Raw genomic sequence first — 20,676 nt, 5'->3', positions numbered from 1 at the left:
GCAGCCGCCGTAAATTCCGCTGAATTTACGGCGTTTTTTTTTATGTAAGCCTTACATGACGGCAGCTGCAATCAGTGCGTAAAAGACATGGTTCTCTCCCGAAAATCATGAATCACCGACATTTTTTTTACCTTTTACGGGCTAAAATGAAAGAATACGTGGCTCAGACTGCGCACTGCCATAGTATTTAACGTATCGGATTCCGGCTCAGCTTCAGACGGGGAAACCCCGCATGCGCTCTGACACCATGTGTTCGGCACTGTGCGTGCCGTAAGGAGCGCCGATGTTTGCAGACTTTTTTAATCCTGAAAAAAGATTCAGACTCAGAGAACACCGAACCACGGTAAGAACAGAAATTCTTGCCGGCATATCCACGTTTCTGACCATGGGATACATTGTGGCGCTAAACCCGAACATACTTACGGGATTTCACACCGGCTCCAACCTCTGGAACGCCATATTTCTTTCCACCTGCATATGCTCTGCCATAGGAACGTTCTGCATGGCCTTCTCGGCCAACAAACCCTTTGCCATGGCTCCCGGTATGGGCATGAATACCTTTTTTGCCACGATTGTCGCCAATATAACCGTGGCACTGTCCATCCCTTATGAAACGGCATACCATGCAGCCATAATAATCATCCTGTTTGAAGGCCTGATTTTCCTCATTGCCGGCGTTCTAAACTTAAGACATAAAATAGCCGATAACATCCCTGACTGCATCAAAATTGCCATAGCCCCGGCCATAGGCATGATGCTTATCTATATCGGCTTCGGCAGCAACGTAAGCATTTATGCGGAAGGAAACGGTTACTCGGAACCGTTTTACGTGATGAGAGACTTTTTCGGGGCAATGACGCCGACATTCCTTAAGGCTGAAATGGGAAAGGAATATACCCAGATGATTATATCGGTAATTACGATATTCCTGGGACTGTTCGTCATCGTTCATTTTCATAAGAGAAGAAATTCCGCTGCCGTGATTCTTGGCATTCTGACTTCTTCGTTATTCTACTGGCTTGCAGACTACTTCATTCTCGGACGAAATCCCTTCCGTGATGCCGGAAAAATGAGCTTTATTCCGGATTTTGGCAACATGTACAGAGAGACTCTGTTCAACTTTGACTTCAGCACCTTCATGAACATTGGTACCTACACCATCATCATGGTGCTGATAACCTTCTGCATCATCGATATGTTCGGAACCATCGGCAGTCTTGTGGGCCTTGCGGCCAATGCAGGCATGCTTGACGAAAAGGGAAAGCTCAGCAACATTAAACAGGCCCTGCTCTCTGATGCCGTAGCCACGGTTACCGGAGCATGTACGGGAAGTTCAACGGTAGTAACCTTTGCGGAATCGGCATCAGGCATTCAGGTCGGCGGAAGAACGGGACTGACGTCCTTTACAACGGCATGCCTCTTTGCACTTTGCATATTCATATCTCCGCTTGTGGCCGCGATTCCTCCGGCAGCCACCTCCACCGCACTGATTTACATAGGCGTAGTCATGATGCAGGGGCTCGGAAAAATCGACTTCAGGGATATTGAACAGGTTACGCCGGTATTCATAATGATGCTGGCAATAGCAGTTTCAGGCTCCGTCGGTAACGGAATTGGCCTCGGTCTTGTATGCTACACCATAATAAAGCTGATATCCCGAAAATACCGCGATGTCACGCCTCTTACGTATGTAGTAACGGTAATATTCCTGGTAAAGTTCTTCGTTGCCGTTTAGTTTTTCAGAATCGCTGAATATCGATCCGGAATAGGCAAGACAGAACAGCAAAGCACAAATAAGACTTAACTGAAGCCAAAAAGCATACCAGGAAAAGTATGTAGAAACTTGAGGGATTAAAAGAAAGGTATCAACCATTGAAATGGCGGACAGACTGAGATTCGAACTCAGGAACGCTTTCGCGTCGCCGGTTTTCAAGACCGGTGCATTCAACCGCTCTGCCATCTGTCCGCTGAAGATGTGTGTATTATAACTGTTTTTAAAAGCTTGTAAACATTTAATTAAAAAAATCACAAACATTTTTACCAAATGCGTATTTTATGAGCGTTTTTCATCATTGATGACGGTAATATGTCTGATTTTTCCGTTTAAGGTCGTCCATAACGTATCCATAAACTCTGTCTCCATAATAATCATCAGATATTGAAGCCGGTGAGAAATACGGAACCAATACATGAAATTAAAACAACGGTTATAAAAATAACTAAGACTAAAGACGATAAAGTTCAAAACCGATGTCAGATAAAGATATCGTACGGAATGATAAGTAACGGATAATTCTGATATTAAGATGAGTGGAAGGGATTGGCATACTCCCCAGAAATGGCGGACAGACTGAGATTCGAACTCAGGAACGCTTTCGCGTCGCCGGTTTTCAAGACCGGTGCATTCAACCGCTCTGCCATCTGTCCGCTGTGGATGAACCCTATTATATAGGTCTTTAAAATCTTGTAAATACTTTATCTCAAAAAATCCTCCACTTTGTGTCCGAATGCATGTTTTATGGCCACAATGACTAATAATCATGCAGCACATCCATATATGAGACACCAGTCAGCAGTCAATAATTCCCAAAACGCAATCAACAGTCCGCGTGTCCGGACTTATGTCGGTAAGTCGTTTATTTTACTGCCACATATAAAATCACTTGAGTTTTTATAAACATCATGTATAATTTTTAAGTGAACAGGCGTTCCGTATTTTTCCGGCTAACGGTATACGTGATGTCAGTCAGTTGTGTAGGTTTTTCCTTTATTCCACAATGCTACTGCAAAAAGTAATTAAGGGTGTATCATGAATATAAATGTTTTTATTTCAGAAAACTTCAGCGGATTATCCGCCTCAGCTAACTCACTCTTCAACACTGAAGATTCCGTCACCGTTAAACCTGATGATTTTGCCGGAGAATATTACCGGGGACTTCTGAATTTCATCAGTATCGTAACGGATTTCCATGCCCGCCCTGCCTTTGGTTTCTATACGGTTATCCTACCGGATGAAGCATGCGGGAATTCTGCCATTAACGAACTTCAGAATTTTGCCGATAATGAGTCGCTGATATCGGTCCGCCTTACAAACAGTCATTCCCGGATGAATTCCGCGGTTCAGGAAGCCCCGTGCTCCGACCGTATGAACATCATGTTCATATTCGGCAGAATAACGGCCTCCATACATTCGGAAAAGAATCTGAGAGATCGAACCGAAGACTTCCTGAAAAGGCTGAACATTATTGCATGGCACTTTAATCCATTCTCAGACATCCGGGAACTTTCTCGGATACGTGCTGACGAATGCCTGCATAAGGCGCTGGAAAGTCATTCCGTCATCTTTTCATGCCGGGATACACGCTCCTTTTTCTTTCACCGCTGCACGATTGCAGCCGTCCTTGCGGAAAAAATCAGAACGGAGCTCAGTGTTTTCGGCAGATGGCAGGATAAAACAGGCCTCAGCGGGAAAAATGCATTAAAACGGATAATCCCAGACATAACCGGAGACACATTCATTCTCCGTAATGACCGTCAGCAGATTATTGCGGCCTACGAAACAATCATGAATACGCCGGGAATTAAGGAAAAGTTAGGATTCCATCCGGTAACTCTCGGTGGAACGGATCCGATTCTCTATCAGGATATCGTTAGCCATGATCATGAATACGGAGATTTCAGCGTATATCTGAGAAATCATCCGAAGCTTGCCCATTCATTTACCGTAGCTAAGGCCAAGGCCTTTGCAGAGTATGTAACAGGTCGGGATGACATTGACGGAGAAGCAGCTCTTCTTTCTCTTTCCCGTGGACATTTTAATGCCACGGCCACACTTCATGTCTCAGGACATGGGATACCGGCATTTCCTGAGTTTGCCGGAACGGCAGGACTTCTCCCCCGTAACGGAGAAAATGACTGCATAACCTCCGGCGATAAGTCATCAGATGATGAAGCAGGACACGATATCAGTCTGCAGTTCGACCATGAATGCCGCTATCAGGATTTATTAAGGAATGCTGATTACAGAATTAAGACCGGCATTCCGGATCCCTCATACCTTACCGGACTGACAGAAAAGGATCTGCCTGAATATACGTCACTCCACAGCTTCTTTTTAATCGTTACGGCAATCGCAGAACGTGCAGGAATCAGTGAATTCCGTTTTTCCTTCAGCACTCCGTTAAATAAGGATAAACAGATTAAAGCCGGTTATGGGAAAATGAAGATCCGGGACAATACTGCAGGTATTGGAAAGGACTCTGCTCATTCCTCTGCCGGAAAATCCGTCATGTTTTCAGGGATTACGGAAACTGAGAGAAACGTTGCGTTTAAACCCGCCCGCATTGTCACCAAAAGATGCAGTTTCTTCAACAGCTGCTCCGCAATGGATTTTTCGGACTTCTATGAACTGACTGCAACATTCTAGTACCAAAAAAGGAGGTTGAACGGCAACGTTCAGCCGCCATACCTTAATGTAATCAGGCTTTTATTGGTAGCCTGAGCACGTCGTCTCGGAGCATGGAAACACCAATAAATACAAATGCGATCAGATGCTAAACAGATCAGGTGAAAAAAGGTTTATTTTATTGAAGTATCTGGGGAATCGAATGAAGATTCAAACAATCTTTAGAATGGCGGACAGACTGAGATTCGAACTCAGGAACGCTTTCGCGTCGCCGGTTTTCAAGACCGGTGCATTCAACCGCTCTGCCATCTGTCCGCTGGATGTGTATAATTATATGGTTTTCCAAATTCTTGTAAAGAAAAAAATGGCGTTTTTACTTAAAAAGCTGTCTGTTTGACCAGGAAACATACAGATATCGTTTCTGAGAGGAGATTATTCTGAATTCAGAACCTCCCGTATCTCCAGATTCATATCCCTTCAATTCATACTCTGATTTATAATCCTCGATATCAACTATGGTATCGTCATCTTTTTTCATAAAGGATTTTCTTATAGCATTGACTCTTGCTTTGTTTTCTGATGTATGTTCACCTTCAAACAGAACTCATTAATAATCTGAGCTAACGAAAAAATATCACCGGGAATTTTCGATGATATCAGTACGGCAGACAGAAGGTAATGTGAGTATACTGAAAGAAAAAATTTCAGTTACGGACGGACATCTGATGTCTTTTTAAATGAATGCTTAATGGTGACGGAGTCCTTAAGGCCTCCGTCACCATGCAATTGCGACCGGCTTTCCGGCCGGCAGATTACTTATCAGGACTCTTAAGAGACGATACGGACTTTACGGATGAAGGAGCTTTCTTAACACTGCCTGATTCAGGTTTGGCTTCAGGTGACTTTTTGGCATCATTGCCGTCATCAGCCTCAACAGAATTTTTCCAGTCACCCTTCATGCTTCCATCACTTCCGGATGCCTCGACAGCCTCCATGGTGAAGTTTACCACGGCATCATAATTGGAGCGGACGGCTGATCCGGTGTTCTTATACTTGACAGCATTTCTGGTATCAATGCCGAGAGAACCGGCCTCAGACACTGCGTCAATGTTGGCACCTAAAAACATGAACTTCCATCCCTTCTTCTGCAGGTCACTTATCATGTCCTTTATGGTAGCCTTCTTATATTCGGTACTGCTGTTTTCCTGTCCGTCAGTAATGATGACCACAACAACCTGGGTATCCTTACTGTCCCTAACGTCAGGAAGATTTGAAAGTCTGGTTAGACTTTCTCCCAATGCGTCCAGTAGTGCAGTGGTTCCTGAGGCAACATAGTCCTTATCAGTCAGTTCCTTAACCGTGGCTATGTCCTGACGATCATGGAGAATATCTGATTTGTTATTGAACAGGACCGTGGTCACACGGACCGGAAGCTTCTGCTCACGATATTTCTGAATCATGGAATTAAACCCGCCGATGGTGTCCCCGGTAAGACCGTACATCGAACCGCTCTTATCCAGAACCATAAGGACCTCAGCCCTCTCAGCCGTTGCGGCAATCTCATGATCAGTGCCGTCAGCAGGCTTAACCTGTTCGGTTTCCGCATATACGGAATTTGCCAGAAGTCCCATGGTAAGACCGGCGGTCATAAGAAAATGTCTGATGATTTTCATATACGGTAATCCTCCGTGAAGCATGAATGAATATAATAAACATCACCTTTATTAAGACAGAAAAACTCCGGGATAGTTCATAAACACGTCCGTCTCCTAATATTTCCGAGAGACAGCCCCGCTGCCTTATACTCTTTGTGGTATGAGGATATTTCTTCTCAGGTAAAACCTGAACGAGTCCCCGCCTGCACCACATGACATGGCGTCATATTTCAACGGCTGTCCAAACAATGAACAATGACAGTTTCCTAAGGCAAAGCATAAACAAAAAGTCATCGTCTTTCTTGTAAAATCATCCGGCATAATCTATGATTAAGCTCTTTATTATATATGTCGATTTAACAGAATCAGTAATTCATGACTGAGGTTCCGGTTCACGCTTTCAGCTCATAAGTGCCATGGTTCATTCAGAACCTGGAGCATGCGTCCTTTAACCGAAACCTTGGATCTTTACGGAGAAAAAAATGCAGAATAATGTTGCCGTAATAGCAGTTGACGGTCCCGGCGGAGCCGGCAAGGGAGAACTGTGCCTCAGATTAAGCAAGAAGTACGGCTTTGCCATTCTTGATTCAGGTGCAATTTACAGAGTACTGGCCTATGCCGCTCTTAAAAAGGGTATTGCTCTTGATGCGGAAAAGGAACTCAGTTCTCTTGCCGCCAATCTTAATCTGTCCTTTAAGGAAGTAAACAATGCCGTTGCCGTTATTCTTGACGGTGAAGACGTATCTTCCTTTATCAGAACGGAAGAAACCGGCGGTGCCGCATCAAAGGTTGCCGTACTTCCGGAAGTTCGTGCCGCACTCCTGCAGAGACAGCGTGACTTCGCCGTTGCACCGGGCCTTATCGCTGACGGCCGTGACATGGGTACCGTAGTGTTCCCTGATGCAGCTGCCAAGATATTCCTTGATGCCAGTGCCGAGGAAAGAGCAAGACGCCGTGTGTCACAGCTTGAATCACGCGGCGTAAAAGCCGATTATGACAAGATCCTGAAGGAAATTGCAGACAGAGATTTCAGAGACCGCAACAGAGCCACTGCTCCGCTTAAGCCTGCTGATGACGCTCTGGTTCTTGATTCAACAACCCTGTCAATTCAAGAAGTAGTTGACACTGCCGTAAAGTTTATTGAATCCAAACTCGGCAGATAGAAAGCAAAGCTCTTTTCCGGCATTTGAAAGAATGCCGGAATGATAAACGTAAAAGGACTCGGTATACGTTTTTTATGCACATACTGAGATACAGAAAGGCCTGGAGAGTTTATGATTGAAGTTAACGGAAAAAGCATAGAAACCGATGAAAACGGCTATCTTAAAAATTTCTCTGACTGGAATCCAGAAATCGCTGCCGCAATAGCCGCAAAGGAAGGGCTCGAGCTCACGGAAGAAAGAATGGAAGTTGTGCTTTTTGTAAGAGAATTCTATAAGAAGTACAATACTTCTCCTGCCATCAGGGCTCTCGTAAAAGCCATGGAAAAGGAGTTTGGTCCCGAAAAAGGTTCCAGCCGCTACCTCTACAAACTGTTTCCTGACGGTCCTGCTCTCATTGCCACCAAAATTGCCGGTCTGCCGCGTCCGGTAAAGTGCATCTGACAACCGTTCCAATGTCTTATGCAGGATGCACGGTACCGACGCACTTTCCACCGCATCAGTCACTGCATTAAAACGATACGGATACATCTTAAAAGAAGACCGGACATAGTCCGGTCTCATGCTTATTACGGATAAAAAGATAATCCGTGCCACCGCCGACTGTTCCTGACACACGGTAATCAGCTGTATGGCGGTTCCGACAGAGTCTTATTCTGCCTTTTCAGAAGTTATTGAAGGCTTTCCTGCAGAGGTGTTGTCAGCTATTGTCACAAGCTTTTCACGAATATCAATCATCAGATAGAGGAAGAAAGTAGACATGATTATGCTGAGTGAACCGAAAACCAGAACACCTACACCATAGAAGAAACCTATATTGGTCATGGCAATGAGTGCGGCAAGAATAACCAATATGATAGAAACAACTACAATAATGTCGATAAATTTACTTCCGAACCCGATGATAAAATTCTTAAGAGTCATTCTTTATTTCCTTTTTTCAAATATAATTTCAGTTTAAAACACTAGTGCATCTAAGCAGCACCTGCAACATCCTTTCTCTGTACGGCTTATTCGGAAAAACTCACCGCAGGCACCCATACGAAGATTTTTTGATTGTAATAAAATTTAAGGCATACAGTTTTATTTAATTATCAAAATGTTAATTAAATGTTAACTGCGTCAATATTTTCGTAACGGAACACAATACCTTAGCCTGCCAGCGATTCAGAAATACCGTAAGCGGAAACAGCAATTCTGCTCCAGTATCCGCAGAGATCATCCGTCATTTTCCCGTCTTTTCCATAGTGCGGGCGTCGTCCGCAAACGCTGATTTTACCCTGCTCCTGTTTTTCAGGAAATCGGAGTAATACCTGCTGAGCTCTTCTTCCTCCTTTTTTCTGTCGGCTTCTGAATCAAATCCGAATAATGAATCACCGTTTTCACGTAAAGATGTTCTGCCGGAACCGGGAGAACCGCTGCCCGCCCCAGGATTCCCCATATTTAAAGTACCGTAAGGGATGTCCGTTACGGGATTCATCTTTGGCTGAAATTCTTCCGGATCCTTAAAGTAGGCCCCCTTAACCTCACGGAGCTCTCCCTCCGCCGGGTTGGCTCCCTTTATGTCAAAGGCAGCCGCTATGACGCCGACAGCCCTGGCGGGATTCTTTTCCAGAAGAGCCCTCAGTTCACCGGCAACTCTCGCCTGTCCCGAATCAGGCATGATACTTTCCATAACACTGCGAAGACCGTTAGCCCTTGCCGAAAGAGTATGGTCTCCCGCAAACTCGCTTCTCAGCATTTCAAGTACACGGGCGTTTCCGCTGACAGCCTTTGCAAGGGTAACTCCGTCGAATGAATAACCGTTACCGAAGGATGATTCAAAGGCCTTAAGTCTTCCTGCCTCCTCTCTTCTGGACACAGCCTCACCTGCCGCCCTGCTTAATTCCCTGCCGGAGCTTCGGCTTAAGCTGTAGGCATCTGAAGAAACGCTTCCCTTACTTATGTCCCTTGCCACCGTTCTGCCGAACTGAGCCTGTATGCCTTCATCACCGGAGATTCTCGTAAGCTCTCCCTTTAGTCTCTCAACACTGCTTCGTGAACTGTTAGCCCCGGCAGCCTCTGCCACGGCACTGTCACCTTCAGCGGCAGCTCCGCTGAGTATCAGACCCAGCGCACCTCTGAGAGACATTTCATCCGAACTGCTTATGCCTGTATTTTTGGAAATGGTATGTGCCAGACCTTTTATCATGCCGTAGGATTCGGATGTTCCGCTCGAAATTCTCTGTCCCATGGATTCAAGCCTGTTATGGGTTAATCCTCCGCTATGCATTTCACTCATGGAATTTTTCAGCACGCCGGCAAAGCTTCTCTCTGCAGAAGAAGCTTCACTTTCGGCATTGGACAGAGCTTCTCTAAAACCTTCCCTGAGGGATACCGATGACATTACCGATGAACCTCCGGTTCTGCTCATTCCGGTAAAAGGAGTATTTGAAAACAGGGAGCCGTGACTGACAACTCCGCCGCGCTGTTCCAGCACGGGATGCGGAGCTGTCTGCTGAGCAGCTGCAGCAAACCCCGTAATTACGGAATTTAAGGCGGAGGCCGAACCGTAAAGCACGAACCCTGCCAGCACGGGAACTGATGCCGAAAGATAGCCGCCAAGGGAAATATATGTTTCCAGTCTTCTGTTCACGGCAAGAATTCCGTTAAAGCTCTGCGGAGCTACATTAAGTACGGAAAGACTCCCTGATGCTGCGGACTCCAGGTATACGTTTACAAGTATCAGAAGAGGCTGCCACAAGGCCACCCACACGGTTACCCCAAGATATCTGCCAATGAGTCCGAGACCGCTGTCCGTTCCCATGAGAATTAGAGGCATAAACGGAGTCAGCATGAAAAGCAGGGCTTCAAAAAAGGTCATAAGCGGTCTTATCATTGTAAAGAATACGCTCTGTCTGACGGCTGATGCGGTATTCACCGCATTGACCGTCTGACTGAGAGCCAGAGCGGAACCGGCGGCATGGGAATCAAGATACCTGCTCTTGGCGGCCCGCAGGTATACGGGAAGAAGCACGGAGGACAGTACGTAGTCCTCCGCCCGGGTATTAACGAGACCTAGAGAGCTCACAGCATCATTAAGCATCCCCCTGTAATCCCTTCCGCTGAATGCAATCCCCTCCCGGACTCCGTCCGCCGTTCCGTAATTATTCTGAAGCTCCGTGAAAAGAGCCTCGGAATAAGTGCTTTTCGTATAGGCCATGAGCCTCGAATGTGCCTCAGAGCAGGTAAGAAGTTCATCGTGACCGTCGATGTTTATGAGAGTGCCGAAGCTGGATGACTCAAGGCGTGAGGCATTCACCACGTCCTCGGCGCTGAAAATCATGTCCCCGCTCATGCTTCCGAGATCTATCCCCGTATGCGTGCACTCCCGGAAATAGTTCATCCAGGATTTTTCAAAATCACCGCCACCCGCATTGTTGACGCTCTGAAGCACTGTCACCTCGCCGAGCTTTCTTCTCAGGTCGTTAAGAACCACTATGGAGGAAGTATAGCCATTATCCGTGCTTTCCGTTCCCGAAAAGGCCTGCCTTACGTATTTTGAGACCCCGTATCCCATGGTGGATATCAGCGATGCCGCAAATGCCGGGCCCAGAGGCACTCCTGACACGGCAACACTCTCTCCGGTACTGCAATCCTCAATGGAGACATCCGTCTTCGGCACCAGAAACATCAGGTAGAGAAGTGCCGTCACCAGAATTCTGCCGAAGGAGATTCCCTCTCCGCTCATACTGCCGCGAAATCCCTGATAGAGAACACCGATCGTAAGACCGATGGCAGCAAGTGTATTGGGAATGCTGCCGCTGAAAAACAGGGCAGCAGATCTCATGACCGTCGCCAGAAAAGAAACATCTCCGACGGAATACACATTCCACATAAAAGCATCTCCTCATAATAAACAAACCTTACCAATACCGTTAAATGACGGATGTCATCATTACGATGACCGTTTCCTGCGTCCGTTTACCGACTTCTCCTTTATTTTCTTCAGAAGCGACAGCTTCTGAAGCTCCGTCATTGCAAGAAGTGCTGAAGTCACCTCACCGGGCTTTCTCCCGGAGATTTCGTCCACGGAAAGTGAAACAAAAGACAGGTCGTCACGTTCATCCCCGACTGAAAGGGCATTCGCACAGGCATTCCGGAGAGCATGCGCCACCCGCATAAAGAGTTTTTTCTCTGAAGCTGAAGTCCCTCCGACATCAGGCTTTGCACCTTCACCGTTTTGGGAAGGAGGAACTCCTCCGGCCTTTTTTCGTCTGCGGGAGGAGCTTCGTCCCTTTCCCATTTTCTTTATGAGCCTCAAAGCCAGGGTATCAATCTGTCTTAGGGTAAAGGCCCCCACGGCTTCATTTAATCTCATGTCGTCAAAGGAGAGTACCGTTTCCGTAAGTTCCTTAAGTTCCACACCGGTGTCCATGTTCTTTTCGGGAAGAGAATCACTAATCGGTGTTTCGTTTACTCCCGGAGAGGTATCATGGTAAGCAGCCGATATGGAGGTTCCGGTCGCAGTCGTCAGCTCTGCGGCCCCCTTGTCCTTTCCTTTCTGCGTTTTTACAAAACGTCCGTGAGAATCACGAGGCCTTGAAGGAGCTCTCGTGATTCTCATGGGGTTTTCCAGCCAGTCACTTCCTGCAGGACTTCCTGCCAGCACGTTATCCGGGAGAAGTTCAGTCGAAAGAGGCAGTCCCCGGCAATAAGCGTTATCACCGCCGTTCCGTCCTTTTGCCCTGCCGGTTTTCCCGGTAAATATCCTGAATCCGCCCTGCCTTTCGGAGAATGTATCGATGTCATGAAAGGAAAAAAATCCGTCACCGGATTTTCCGCCTCCGGCAGAAACTGAAAGTACGGGTTCATCGTTGTCGTTAAGAAGAAATCGGGAAGCCTTTACCCTCCCGTCTTTTTCAGGAGACCTGGAATGTGCGTCAACATGGGCCAAAGCCTGCGCTTCCCGTTCTCCTTTACCGTTATCAACGCTGTTACCGTCAACATTATCGTCATCGTAACCTTTATGAGGAGCAGGGAGACTCACGCCGTCCGCCACCGTTCCCGTAAGAGATGCATTCTCCCGCAGGTCCGAGTCTTTAACGGGTGATTCATCAGGGGAAAATGCGTCATTTTCCCCTGACACCTCACCGGCGACATCTGCGTCAGGTCTTACGGACCTGTTCCCGTTATCATGATCCGCCGTTCCGCCAAGGCGGGATTCAGTCAGGGCAAGACACTCATCAATTGTCACTGCCCCGCCTGTTCCTTTAGCGCAATCCTCCGTACCGCCTACGGTTTCACCGTTTATGGACAGGCCCTTTCTTCCTGCCTTTACCGCATCAAAGGCATGCTGCATTTCAGGGCCGTATGATTTAATCGGGGCCGGCCTGATGCCGCCGTAAAGATATTCAGGTTTTATTATCTTTAAACCGTGTATCTCTCTGAGGTTTATTCCGTCGAAGGACACCAGAATCCTGTGCAGAATAACGGTTGCCGCGGCATCAGCATATTCGCCGATTCCCATGAGAATCAGCTTTTCATACAGTTCCATGGAATCATTAATCACCATGGCGGTGCCGGTTCCTCTCAGAGGAGCCGTCATGTCAAAGAATTCATGAGGATTGAGGGAAAGAAGGCATTCCCTGTCCGTAAAAAAAATGCAGCTGTCTTCTGCATTTGCGGGATGCTGAGAATCGGCAATCTTCTGCTGCAGAAGCTCAAGTATCAGAGAGAGTATTCCCCGGGCACAACCTTTTATCCCCTTACCCGAAGCGTTTTTTCCGCCCCCGTCGGAAAGAATATCCTCCATTCGGTTACTGATAAGGATTTTTTCCGTAAGAGTAGCCGGAGCAGGAACTGACTCCGTTCCGACACAGTCATTCCTTCTGAGGCCTCCGAGTCTAACCTCGGAAAGATGGTACCTCACACTCATTATGTCAGCCCTTTTCACCGCATCATAAAACACTGATGTTCTGTCACAGCTGAGCGCAGCATAAAGATGCTCAAGAAGATCCGGCTCCGCAAGCATCCATGATATGAATTCCTTCGGAATCACCCGGTTTGCGGCGATAACGGCAAGCTGCTCGTGTCTTTTGCCTCTCATCGGCACGTATTCAAAGAAATAACTGCGGTACCCGCCGGAGATCAGAAAGTCATGAAGACCGGATACCATCGGATTCCACACGGCCCCCGCAGCACCTTCCGCTTCACGACAAACTGAAGGTGAAGAGGAACCGGACTTAAACTCCCCGGCATCTGCCCGGATGATAACGTCAGTAAGAGGCTTGCCTACGTCATGCAGAAGCGCTGCGACAAATATGCAGGCGGCAACTCTTGTCTCCCTCAGGGTTCTGCGATCCCCCGGGAGTCCGAAATCAAAGCATTCATCAAACAGCCCGCGGAGAGCAAAGAAGACAGTTTCCATGCTGTGCGTCACCAGTCCCAGAGCATTATGGTGATGGTAGTATTCAGATGCGGGAAGCGTGTATGCGAAATTTATGAAGTTTTTAAGCAGAGGAAGCAGAATCGTATTGAATTCGCAGTCTTCAAGAGGCAGAAGATCCCTAATCTTTGCGACAAGTCCCGCATGAATTTCCAGTATGTCATCAACGGAAATAATACCGTTCCGGTCCCTGTACGGAGAACCTGACGATGCGTTGTCGGAAGCTGACGCGGAGTAAGCCTGTCCGGACGGCATTTTTTCGGGATGACCGGAACCGCAGGCGGAACTTCCCCTGCTGAACACTCCGTTCCGGATACAGGCGTCGGGATTCTTCAGATATTCATGATTTGAACCGGCATGGATTACCGTTCTTTCGGGAAACAGCAATGCCTTAAGCATTCTGTATTTTCCGGCAAAACCGCTCAACCCGCTGGTGATAATATTCATAACCTACTTTCTGCCATGCTCCACCGGCATCTCTGCCGAATCACTTACGAAAATGTCCTTTCGGTAAAATATCAAGAATTTCTCATGCAGTGTTTTACCTGAGACATATGATATGGGGAAAGCGGAATAGCCGTAGAATTCAGTGCCTTAAAAAAGAGTTGCGGGAACAGACCGAACCTGTAGCCCGCGCTATGCATTCCAATTCACATGAAAGGAACGTAAAAGAACGGATACCAACGTGGTATGTAGTATGAACCCCGGTATTGTTCTGAAGTATCACCGGACGGTTCCGCTCAACTTACATGGTTAACTCCTGTCACCCGAGCGATAATGCAGTTCTGATATAACGGTTACTTATGCGTATTTAAGAACACTGCCTGCCATCATTGCCTTCACCGGCATATTTCTCATGTTTCTCCGTACCTTAACTTAAGGCACAGGCCGGCAGCCCCTCCTCTTCTCTTCTTTATCCTGTCCCGTAGAAACATTCACCGGTGGACGGTCCTATCCGCCGTTCCCCGTGAATAACGGCAGGCCGCGCCTGCCGATTAACCTTTTGCGAAGTAACACCCTCAGCTCAATATCCGCTGAGGACTACTGAAATGTGGAGAGACAGAGCCGGATGAATTTTAAGAGAATAACAGGAAGATTCAGCAGCCTTTATCCCGTACTGGCATACAATCCTGAAAACAGTCTTTTTTACCTTAGCGGTTCCGGCGGAGCCGCTCTCGGCATCGGCGTGATTGCAAGACCTCTTTCCGGAGGTGATGAAACCATTGCAAGACGCCTTACCGTGCTTCTCAATCAGGATTTTCCCAAAAATACCGTTCTGCAGTTTTCACTGCTGGCGTCTCCATCCGTTGAAGGACTTCTAAGGGAGCAGGAAATCACGCTTCTCGGCCTAAAAAATGACGACGTGCTGTCGGGAGTAATCCGGAGCAGACTGAATTTTCTGCGTAAATCCGTAAACAAACCGCCAAAGGGAATCAGTTCCCGGGTCAGAAACTTTGTGCTCATGGTGACACTGACGCTTCCGTGTGCCGGGAAACTCCCTGACGATGATGAAATCCATCATGCCGAAGTGCTTTCCGAGTCCCTTCTGCAGATTCTGAAAACGGCTGAAATCAACGGCAGGCTCATGACAAATGACGATCTGCTTTCAGAACTCTGCCCGTTCTTCAATGGTCATGACAACGCCTCATGGAAAAACGGCAGGATAAAGGCTGACAACTCGGTTCCGCTTAATGAACAGCTCATGGATTACGACAGTGAGCTCAGGGTTTCAAAGGATTTTCTTGAAATAGGCGGATATACGGTCAACACCTACTCCGTCAAACGTTATCCGGAATACGTATATTTCGGGAATGCCACCGCCTATGCCTGTGACGTTTTCACGGGAACAAGAGGCATATTCACCCCGTTCATGATTACGGGCACGGTATTTTATCCTGAGCTTTCAACACTGCGCTCGCACATCAGTGCCAAACGGCAGTGGACCGTGAACCAGGCCTACGGTCCCCTGCTTAAATTTGAGCCAAAGCTTGCCGTAAAGAAACAGGGCTTTGACCTTCTCTACGAGGAAATGGAAAACGGAGCCAGACCTCTTAAGTTCAACCTTACGGTAACGTCATTCTGCAGAAATGAGGAAGAGGCTCTGGCCACCGGATCGGCACTGCGAAGCTACTATAAGGAAAACGGCTTCGAGCTCATGCCGGACAGATACTACATTCTGCCGATATTTCTCAACGCCCTGCCGTTCGGAACCGACACCGACTCCTTTAACTCCCTCATGAGATTCAGGACACTGTGCTCCACCCACATTCTGCCGCTGCTGCCGATTTTTGCGGACAGTGCGGGAACGGGTACCGGAGTCATAAATCTCATAAGCCGTTCGGGACAGCTTATGAATCTGTCCCTTTACGATTCGGGAACGAACTACAATCTCTGTATCGCCGCCCAGTCGGGCAGCGGCAAGAGCTTCCTGGTGAACGAGATTCTGGTATCGTATCTGGCAAAGGGAGCCACCTGCTATGTAATTGACGTGGGACGTTCCTATGAAAAGCTCTGCAGTTTTCTCGGCGGAACCTTTCTCTCCTTCGGCATAAACTCCGAAGTGTCCCTTAACCCGTTTGAATGTATCAGGGACTATGCCGATGAGGCGGACATGATTAACGGACTGCTTTCCATCATGGCAGCTCCCACCGAAAGACTAAGCGACTTTCAGACGGCAGAACTCAAGAGAATTACCGGAAGTCTCTTCAGAATCCACGGCAATGCTCTCTCCGTGGACATCATCGCCGATGAACTTGGAAACCACGAGGATCAGCGGATAAGGGATCTCGGAAGACAGCTGTATTCCTTCACCTCAGGCGGTGAGTACGGCAGATTCTTCTCCGGACACAACAATATGAAGCTCGGAAACAGCCTGACTGTTCTTGAGCTTGAGGAGCTCAAGGGAAGAAGACACCTGCAGCAGGTTGTGCTTCTGCAGCTCATATACCAGATTCAGCAGAACATGTATCTCGGAGAAAGAAACCGGCCGAAGATTATCATCATTGACGAAGCCTGGGATCTTTTAAGAGACGGTGACGTGGCGGGATTCATTGAAACCGGCTACCGCAGGTTCCGTAAATACGGCGGAGCCGCCGTCACCGTAACCCAGTCTGTAAATGACCTTTACGGTTCGGAAGCAGGCGTCGCCATCGCTGAGAACAGTGCCAACATGTACCTTCTGGGACAGAAGGCCGAAACCGTGAATCTGCTGGAACAGGAAAAGAGACTTCCTCTTACCTCCGGGGAATATGAGTATCTGAGATCCGTGCATACCATGAGCGGAATGTATTCGGAAATATTCGTGATAAGTGATCGCGGGAACTGTGTGGGCAGACTTGCCGTGGATCCGTTCAGAAAGCTTCTTTATTCCACCAGGGCGGAAGAGGTCAACGCCATCGAAAAGCTGCTGAAAAAAGGCATGAACGTAACGGAAGCCATAAATACCCTGCTTTCTCAGGATTCATGAGGTTCCGAAAACCGCCATGATACCCCCGAGGGAAAAAAAACTGAGGAGGAATAATCCCGACAGGTGCGTCCTCTCAGCCAGCCTGACGAGAGAACGGAAAGATTATCGGTGTTAATTAGAAATGAGTCATGATAACCGGATGATAAGCCATATGAAGCAACACGAAGTAAATGATACAGGTCTTATGAGACGTCATTATGCAGAAATGCATAATAACGTCCGCAAAACGGCGGCTTACGTTCTGAGGTCAGCCGTATGCGCCATGCGCATTACCGCAGTCACCGGGATTACCTGCTTTGCCGTTTTTACGGTAATCATAAGTCTTCTTGACCTCAGGATCGGCGTTGACCTGCAGGAACGGACATGCCTCGGCAGATTGTTCGTATATCGCAACGAATTTCTCCCTCCTGATAAGTATTTCATGACGATGAAAATGAAAAGAAAAGAGGAATCATCAGCATCAGACACCGTAAAAGACGTGACCGCAGTAAGACTGCTGAAGGACGTGGCCGTCTTTAAAAAAGGCTCGGTTCTTCTTAAAAGATATTTTGCAGGTCCCGGTGATACCGTACGTAGAAACGGTAATCTTATCACCGCACAAAGGGAACCTGAGGGATATGCCGTAGCGGCTCTTAATCTTCCGGTGAAGTCCCTGATTGCCAACACTGACGGGAAAATAATGCATAACATTAAATTTATCCGCGTTTTCTCCGGCAGCATGACACTGGCTCACGACGAGCATTTCCTTACGGGAGATTCACCTTATTCACTGGATTCCAGAATTATCGGAACCTTCACGGGAAACGAGATTGAACTCGCCGAAGTGCTTTTAATGCTGTGAAACATCAGAAAGACGAACGGAATTACGGGAAGCGGACATACCTTCCGCTACGACAGATGAAAAAATCAGAAATCCTAAAAACAGCCTTCACGGCAGCGGCATCACTTACGCAGACAGCGGTTTTCGCATTTGCGGAGCCACTCCTTTCCGAAATACCGGATGTACCCGAATCATACGCGGACGTTACGACCACGGGTAATACCCCGTCACCATATGAAAAGGATGCGGAATTTATCAGAAGACTTACCGAAAACGCTGAGGATAATTATATAAGCACATTCACACGTTCCGACGGGGCTCATATTGCCTCCGGAAAGGAATCCGGACGTCATGCCCGGACCGGGACGGAAACCGTCCCGGTTTACGTAAATAATGAAATGGCTGCAGAACACCTCAAAATATTATGTTCCCGTGGGAGAGCTTATGAAATAACCTTTCGTGACATGCCGGCACCGGCAGTACTCAGACTCATGATTCATGAGAAATGCCCTTTTACGGTAAATCCCCGCGACTTCGCAAGATTCGGAATAACCGCGGTTCCATATGTTCTGAACGATGATGATTTTCCCCTTAACGGATACGGTGCCCGTATTCCGGTAAGGACGTTAAAACAAAATGATGACTTTTTCTGTCCGGGAAATGATGAATCGGGGATTATCCCTGATTCCTCTTATGACGGCAGCGGTACGTCCCGGATGAAAAACATCTGCGCTATCCGGAATCCGAACATGCGTAAAAGCTTCAGGGGACGGATAATCAGGGCTTCCGCAAACATTACGGAAGGTCTTCGTAAAGGTATTATTCCACCGTTTAACAGGCCCTCGGAAACCGGCAGAACAATGAGCGGTAATAACGGGAAATGCCACCGGGACCTGAAAGAGTCCCTGTGGGAACCGAATAATCGATAAGAAGCCGAAACGAAGAAAAAACAGAGAAAATGACAGACGCCAACCTGAAGGAATGGAGAAAAGAGTGATGAAAAGAAACAGGATCATGAATAATCCGGACCGGATTCGCCGTGAAGAAGCGGAGCTTTTCCACGGCTTCCGGCACAGAATCCGCAAAAAACCGCGGTTCAGAAAACAGCTTACCGCACTTTCTGCCGCCATCCTGCTGAGTTCACCTGCTGCCGCTTCCGGCATAGATGATTATGACGGCGGATACACCTGTCCGAATGCCGACATATTCACGGATCTGCTTGACAGGGTTCCCTTCAGCGCCATGCTTCCAATCAGCGTCGGAGGAGCACGGCTGGGAAATTCTTCTCGCGGAGACAGAACTCCGGACAGAGCTTCTCGGCGAAGCGTATGTACCTGCAGTCATGATCTGGGCATTCCGGAAACCGGACTTACCGTTGGCCTCTGGGAGGTTGCATACCTCATGGAGTTTACACGGGAACCCGGATGTTCGCCGGTACTGGGAACAATGCTGCCGCTGCCTGATCGCGGAATAGGATCATTCGGAGACGGCACACTGGACAGTTCTGATCTCAGTCTCTACCACGTTCACCTTTACAGCTTTCCTCTCAATACCATGCTCAACCTGTTCACGGACTTCAACTGCGGAAGGTACGATTACATGGACATGGATCTTCTCTATGCCTCGGAGCTTGACGTAAGCTGGTATGATGAAAGTCTGGCAATGATAAACACTCCGGAGATTGCCACTCTGGCAAATGCCGGAACAGTGGCATCATGCAGTGCGGATGCCACCCTGTCTTTTAAGGGAAACACTTCAGATGATCTGTTTTACTGCGCCGGCTCCTGGGGCTTTCTGTATCCGCTCACCGGGTACGTCGGCTCGTCAGGATCCGTCGCCGAAAACACGTCGCTTCTTGCGGTAAGGGTTATGAATCTTCTGCACAGAAGAGGTCTGCTTCCTGTTACCATGGGAGACGATGCCCTGTGCGGAGGCGTATACTATGATGAAATGAGTAAAAGCATGTACAGATTCAGCATGCTTTATCCCATTGCCGAAAGCAGTGATAATCACGCTCTCGGAGAACCTGTTCAGTACTGGCTCGGGGATTCCAGGGTGCCGCCGACAAAACATAACGTCATATATCTTGTATGGAGGTACCGGAACTGCTGTCTGGGAGCAGGAAAATAATCAGTTCTGCAAAAACATGTTTTATTAAAACGGAGCCAGTAACGACGGGAACATCTGCCACAGGCCATCAAGAAAATCCCTGAACGTCAGGTAGATAGAGAGAACAACCAAAAATACCCCGAAAAGAAGGAAAAAGATCGCAGCCGGCCTGAATCGCGGACGTATTGAGGGCATTTGCCTGTCCCACCAGTCATCAGCCACATGATTATTACGCGTCGTATAACGGTTTAGCTCCGGATCCTGTCTGAATTCGGACGAATAACTCAATTTCTGAACCTTTGGTTCTTTTTTTCTGCGTTTATTACGACTCATGTTTCCTCACGAATATATACGGAATCATCATGTGAATCTTCCGTTCTGAATTATACCGCTGAACAACCGTCCCGCAAAGGTAACCTGCATCAGCGTACGATGAAATGGTTCAGACGGGATAACGCACGCAAATACTGAAAAATGAACGCAAATCAGACAAAACTCTGCCACAGATTCTCAAAATATCCGCTGAACAGCCAGTACAGTCCGATAACGATCAATGCAAATATCGCCACGATGGCAAATGCAATAATAAATCTTAATCTTTCGGCAAGGCGGTAATTCTGATAAATTTTCATGC

General features: G+C 47.6%; 14 protein-coding genes and 3 tRNA genes. 8 read left to right on the top strand and 9 right to left on the bottom strand.

Annotation, left to right across the window (positions count from 1 at the left end; all coding sequences use genetic code 11):
• Window positions 1-283: 283 nt before the first annotated feature.
• A complete protein-coding gene (locus QZU58_RS04585) occupies window positions 284-1,735 on the top strand; it encodes an NCS2 family permease (RefSeq protein ID WP_294495384.1) in 1,452 nt (483 codons plus the stop codon).
• Between the two features lie 143 nt (window positions 1,736-1,878).
• Here QZU58_RS04585 and QZU58_RS04580 read toward each other — a convergent pair.
• Window positions 1,879-1,966 (bottom strand) — tRNA-Ser (locus QZU58_RS04580).
• Between the two features lie 373 nt (window positions 1,967-2,339).
• A tRNA-Ser gene (locus tag QZU58_RS04575) sits at window positions 2,340-2,427 on the bottom strand.
• A gap of 382 nt (window positions 2,428-2,809) precedes the next feature.
• On the opposite strand from QZU58_RS04575, the gene QZU58_RS04570 reads away from it, so the two are divergent.
• Window positions 2,810-4,426 carry a hypothetical protein gene (locus tag QZU58_RS04570; RefSeq protein WP_294495383.1) on the top strand — a complete coding sequence of 539 codons (1,617 nt, stop codon included), beginning with the start codon at window positions 2,810-2,812 and terminating at the stop codon, window positions 4,424-4,426.
• 206 nt (window positions 4,427-4,632) lie between these two features.
• Here QZU58_RS04570 and QZU58_RS04565 read toward each other — a convergent pair.
• The 3 genes from QZU58_RS04565 to QZU58_RS04555 form a co-directional block, all read right to left on the bottom strand.
• A tRNA-Ser gene (locus tag QZU58_RS04565) sits at window positions 4,633-4,720 on the bottom strand.
• 58 nt (window positions 4,721-4,778) lie between these two features.
• Window positions 4,779-4,943, bottom strand: coding sequence for a hypothetical protein (locus QZU58_RS04560; RefSeq protein ID WP_294495382.1), 165 nt, complete (start codon window positions 4,941-4,943; stop codon window positions 4,779-4,781).
• A gap of 274 nt (window positions 4,944-5,217) precedes the next feature.
• On the bottom strand, window positions 5,218-6,078 hold the full coding sequence (locus tag QZU58_RS04555) for a vWA domain-containing protein (RefSeq protein ID WP_294495381.1): 861 nt from the start codon (window positions 6,076-6,078) through the stop codon (window positions 5,218-5,220).
• A gap of 464 nt (window positions 6,079-6,542) precedes the next feature.
• Between QZU58_RS04555 and cmk the strand changes: the two genes are divergently transcribed.
• Window positions 6,543-7,223: a (d)CMP kinase gene (gene cmk / locus QZU58_RS04550; RefSeq protein ID WP_294495379.1), complete on the top strand. Its 681-nt coding sequence runs from the start codon at window positions 6,543-6,545 to the stop codon at window positions 7,221-7,223.
• A gap of 111 nt (window positions 7,224-7,334) precedes the next feature.
• Window positions 7,335-7,664: a TusE/DsrC/DsvC family sulfur relay protein gene (locus QZU58_RS04545; protein WP_294460657.1), complete on the top strand. Its 330-nt coding sequence runs from the start codon at window positions 7,335-7,337 to the stop codon at window positions 7,662-7,664.
• 207 nt (window positions 7,665-7,871) lie between these two features.
• On the opposite strand, the gene QZU58_RS04540 is transcribed toward QZU58_RS04545, so the two are convergent.
• From QZU58_RS04540 to QZU58_RS04530, 3 genes are all read right to left on the bottom strand, one after another.
• Window positions 7,872-8,144, bottom strand: coding sequence for a hypothetical protein (locus tag QZU58_RS04540; RefSeq protein ID WP_294495377.1), 273 nt, complete (start codon window positions 8,142-8,144; stop codon window positions 7,872-7,874).
• 301 nt (window positions 8,145-8,445) lie between these two features.
• On the bottom strand, window positions 8,446-11,097 hold the full coding sequence (locus QZU58_RS04535) for a conjugal transfer protein TraG N-terminal domain-containing protein (RefSeq protein ID WP_294495375.1): 2,652 nt from the start codon (window positions 11,095-11,097) through the stop codon (window positions 8,446-8,448).
• Between the two features lie 60 nt (window positions 11,098-11,157).
• On the bottom strand, window positions 11,158-14,094 hold the full coding sequence (locus QZU58_RS04530; protein WP_294495373.1) for a TraI domain-containing protein: 2,937 nt from the start codon (window positions 14,092-14,094) through the stop codon (window positions 11,158-11,160).
• 622 nt (window positions 14,095-14,716) lie between these two features.
• Between QZU58_RS04530 and traC the strand changes: the two genes are divergently transcribed.
• The 4 genes from traC to QZU58_RS04510 all read left to right on the top strand — a co-directional run bounded on the left by traC (window position 14,717) and on the right by QZU58_RS04510 (window position 20,063).
• Window positions 14,717-17,113 carry a type IV secretion system protein TraC gene (traC, locus tag QZU58_RS04525; RefSeq protein ID WP_294495371.1) on the top strand — a complete coding sequence of 799 codons (2,397 nt, stop codon included), beginning with the start codon at window positions 14,717-14,719 and terminating at the stop codon, window positions 17,111-17,113.
• Window positions 17,114-17,264: 151 nt separating this feature from the next.
• Window positions 17,265-17,954 (top strand): S26 family signal peptidase, encoded by a 690-nt coding sequence (locus QZU58_RS04520; RefSeq protein WP_294495369.1) that lies wholly within the window; start codon window positions 17,265-17,267, stop codon window positions 17,952-17,954.
• Window positions 17,955-18,010: 56 nt separating this feature from the next.
• The gene (locus QZU58_RS04515; protein ID WP_294495367.1) at window positions 18,011-18,862 is read left to right on the top strand and encodes a hypothetical protein; all 852 of its coding nucleotides are present in this window, start codon (window positions 18,011-18,013) and stop codon (window positions 18,860-18,862) included.
• 67 nt (window positions 18,863-18,929) lie between these two features.
• Entirely contained in the window at window positions 18,930-20,063 is a 1,134-nt protein-coding gene (locus tag QZU58_RS04510; protein WP_294495365.1) for a TraU family protein, read from the top strand.
• Window positions 20,064-20,087: 24 nt separating this feature from the next.
• Here the strand turns inward: QZU58_RS04510 and QZU58_RS04505 are convergent, their stop codons facing one another.
• The gene (locus tag QZU58_RS04505) at window positions 20,088-20,375 is read right to left on the bottom strand and encodes a hypothetical protein (RefSeq protein ID WP_294495363.1); all 288 of its coding nucleotides are present in this window, start codon (window positions 20,373-20,375) and stop codon (window positions 20,088-20,090) included.
• Window positions 20,376-20,676: the final 301 nt, after the last annotated feature.

Source organism: uncultured Ruminobacter sp. (assembly GCA_902764345.1).
Lineage (GTDB): Bacteria > Pseudomonadota > Gammaproteobacteria > Enterobacterales > Succinivibrionaceae > Ruminobacter.
Note: the sequence above shows the minus strand (reverse complement) of the source record. Positions and strands in the feature narration are given on the sequence as shown.

What these genes read in the sequence shown, in the direction of transcription:
- QZU58_RS04585 (WP_294495384.1), top strand. Translation starts at nt 284, where the DNA reads ATGTTTGCAGACTTTTTTAATCCTGAAAAAAGATTCAGACTCAGAGAA.
- QZU58_RS04570 (WP_294495383.1), top strand. Translation starts at nt 2,810, where the DNA reads ATGAATATAAATGTTTTTATTTCAGAAAACTTCAGCGGATTATCCGCC.
- QZU58_RS04560 (WP_294495382.1), bottom strand. Translation starts at nt 4,943, where the DNA reads ATGAAAAAAGATGACGATACCATAGTTGATATCGAGGATTATAAATCA.
- QZU58_RS04555 (WP_294495381.1), bottom strand. Translation starts at nt 6,078, where the DNA reads ATGAAAATCATCAGACATTTTCTTATGACCGCCGGTCTTACCATGGGA.
- cmk (WP_294495379.1), top strand. Translation starts at nt 6,543, where the DNA reads ATGCAGAATAATGTTGCCGTAATAGCAGTTGACGGTCCCGGCGGAGCC.
- QZU58_RS04545 (WP_294460657.1), top strand. Translation starts at nt 7,335, where the DNA reads ATGATTGAAGTTAACGGAAAAAGCATAGAAACCGATGAAAACGGCTAT.
- QZU58_RS04540 (WP_294495377.1), bottom strand. Translation starts at nt 8,144, where the DNA reads ATGACTCTTAAGAATTTTATCATCGGGTTCGGAAGTAAATTTATCGAC.
- QZU58_RS04535 (WP_294495375.1), bottom strand. Translation starts at nt 11,097, where the DNA reads ATGTGGAATGTGTATTCCGTCGGAGATGTTTCTTTTCTGGCGACGGTC.
- QZU58_RS04530 (WP_294495373.1), bottom strand. Translation starts at nt 14,094, where the DNA reads ATGAATATTATCACCAGCGGGTTGAGCGGTTTTGCCGGAAAATACAGA.
- traC (WP_294495371.1), top strand. Translation starts at nt 14,717, where the DNA reads ATGAATTTTAAGAGAATAACAGGAAGATTCAGCAGCCTTTATCCCGTA.
- QZU58_RS04520 (WP_294495369.1), top strand. Translation starts at nt 17,265, where the DNA reads ATGAAGCAACACGAAGTAAATGATACAGGTCTTATGAGACGTCATTAT.
- QZU58_RS04515 (WP_294495367.1), top strand. Translation starts at nt 18,011, where the DNA reads ATGAAAAAATCAGAAATCCTAAAAACAGCCTTCACGGCAGCGGCATCA.
- QZU58_RS04510 (WP_294495365.1), top strand. Translation starts at nt 18,930, where the DNA reads ATGAAAAGAAACAGGATCATGAATAATCCGGACCGGATTCGCCGTGAA.
- QZU58_RS04505 (WP_294495363.1), bottom strand. Translation starts at nt 20,375, where the DNA reads ATGAGTCGTAATAAACGCAGAAAAAAAGAACCAAAGGTTCAGAAATTG.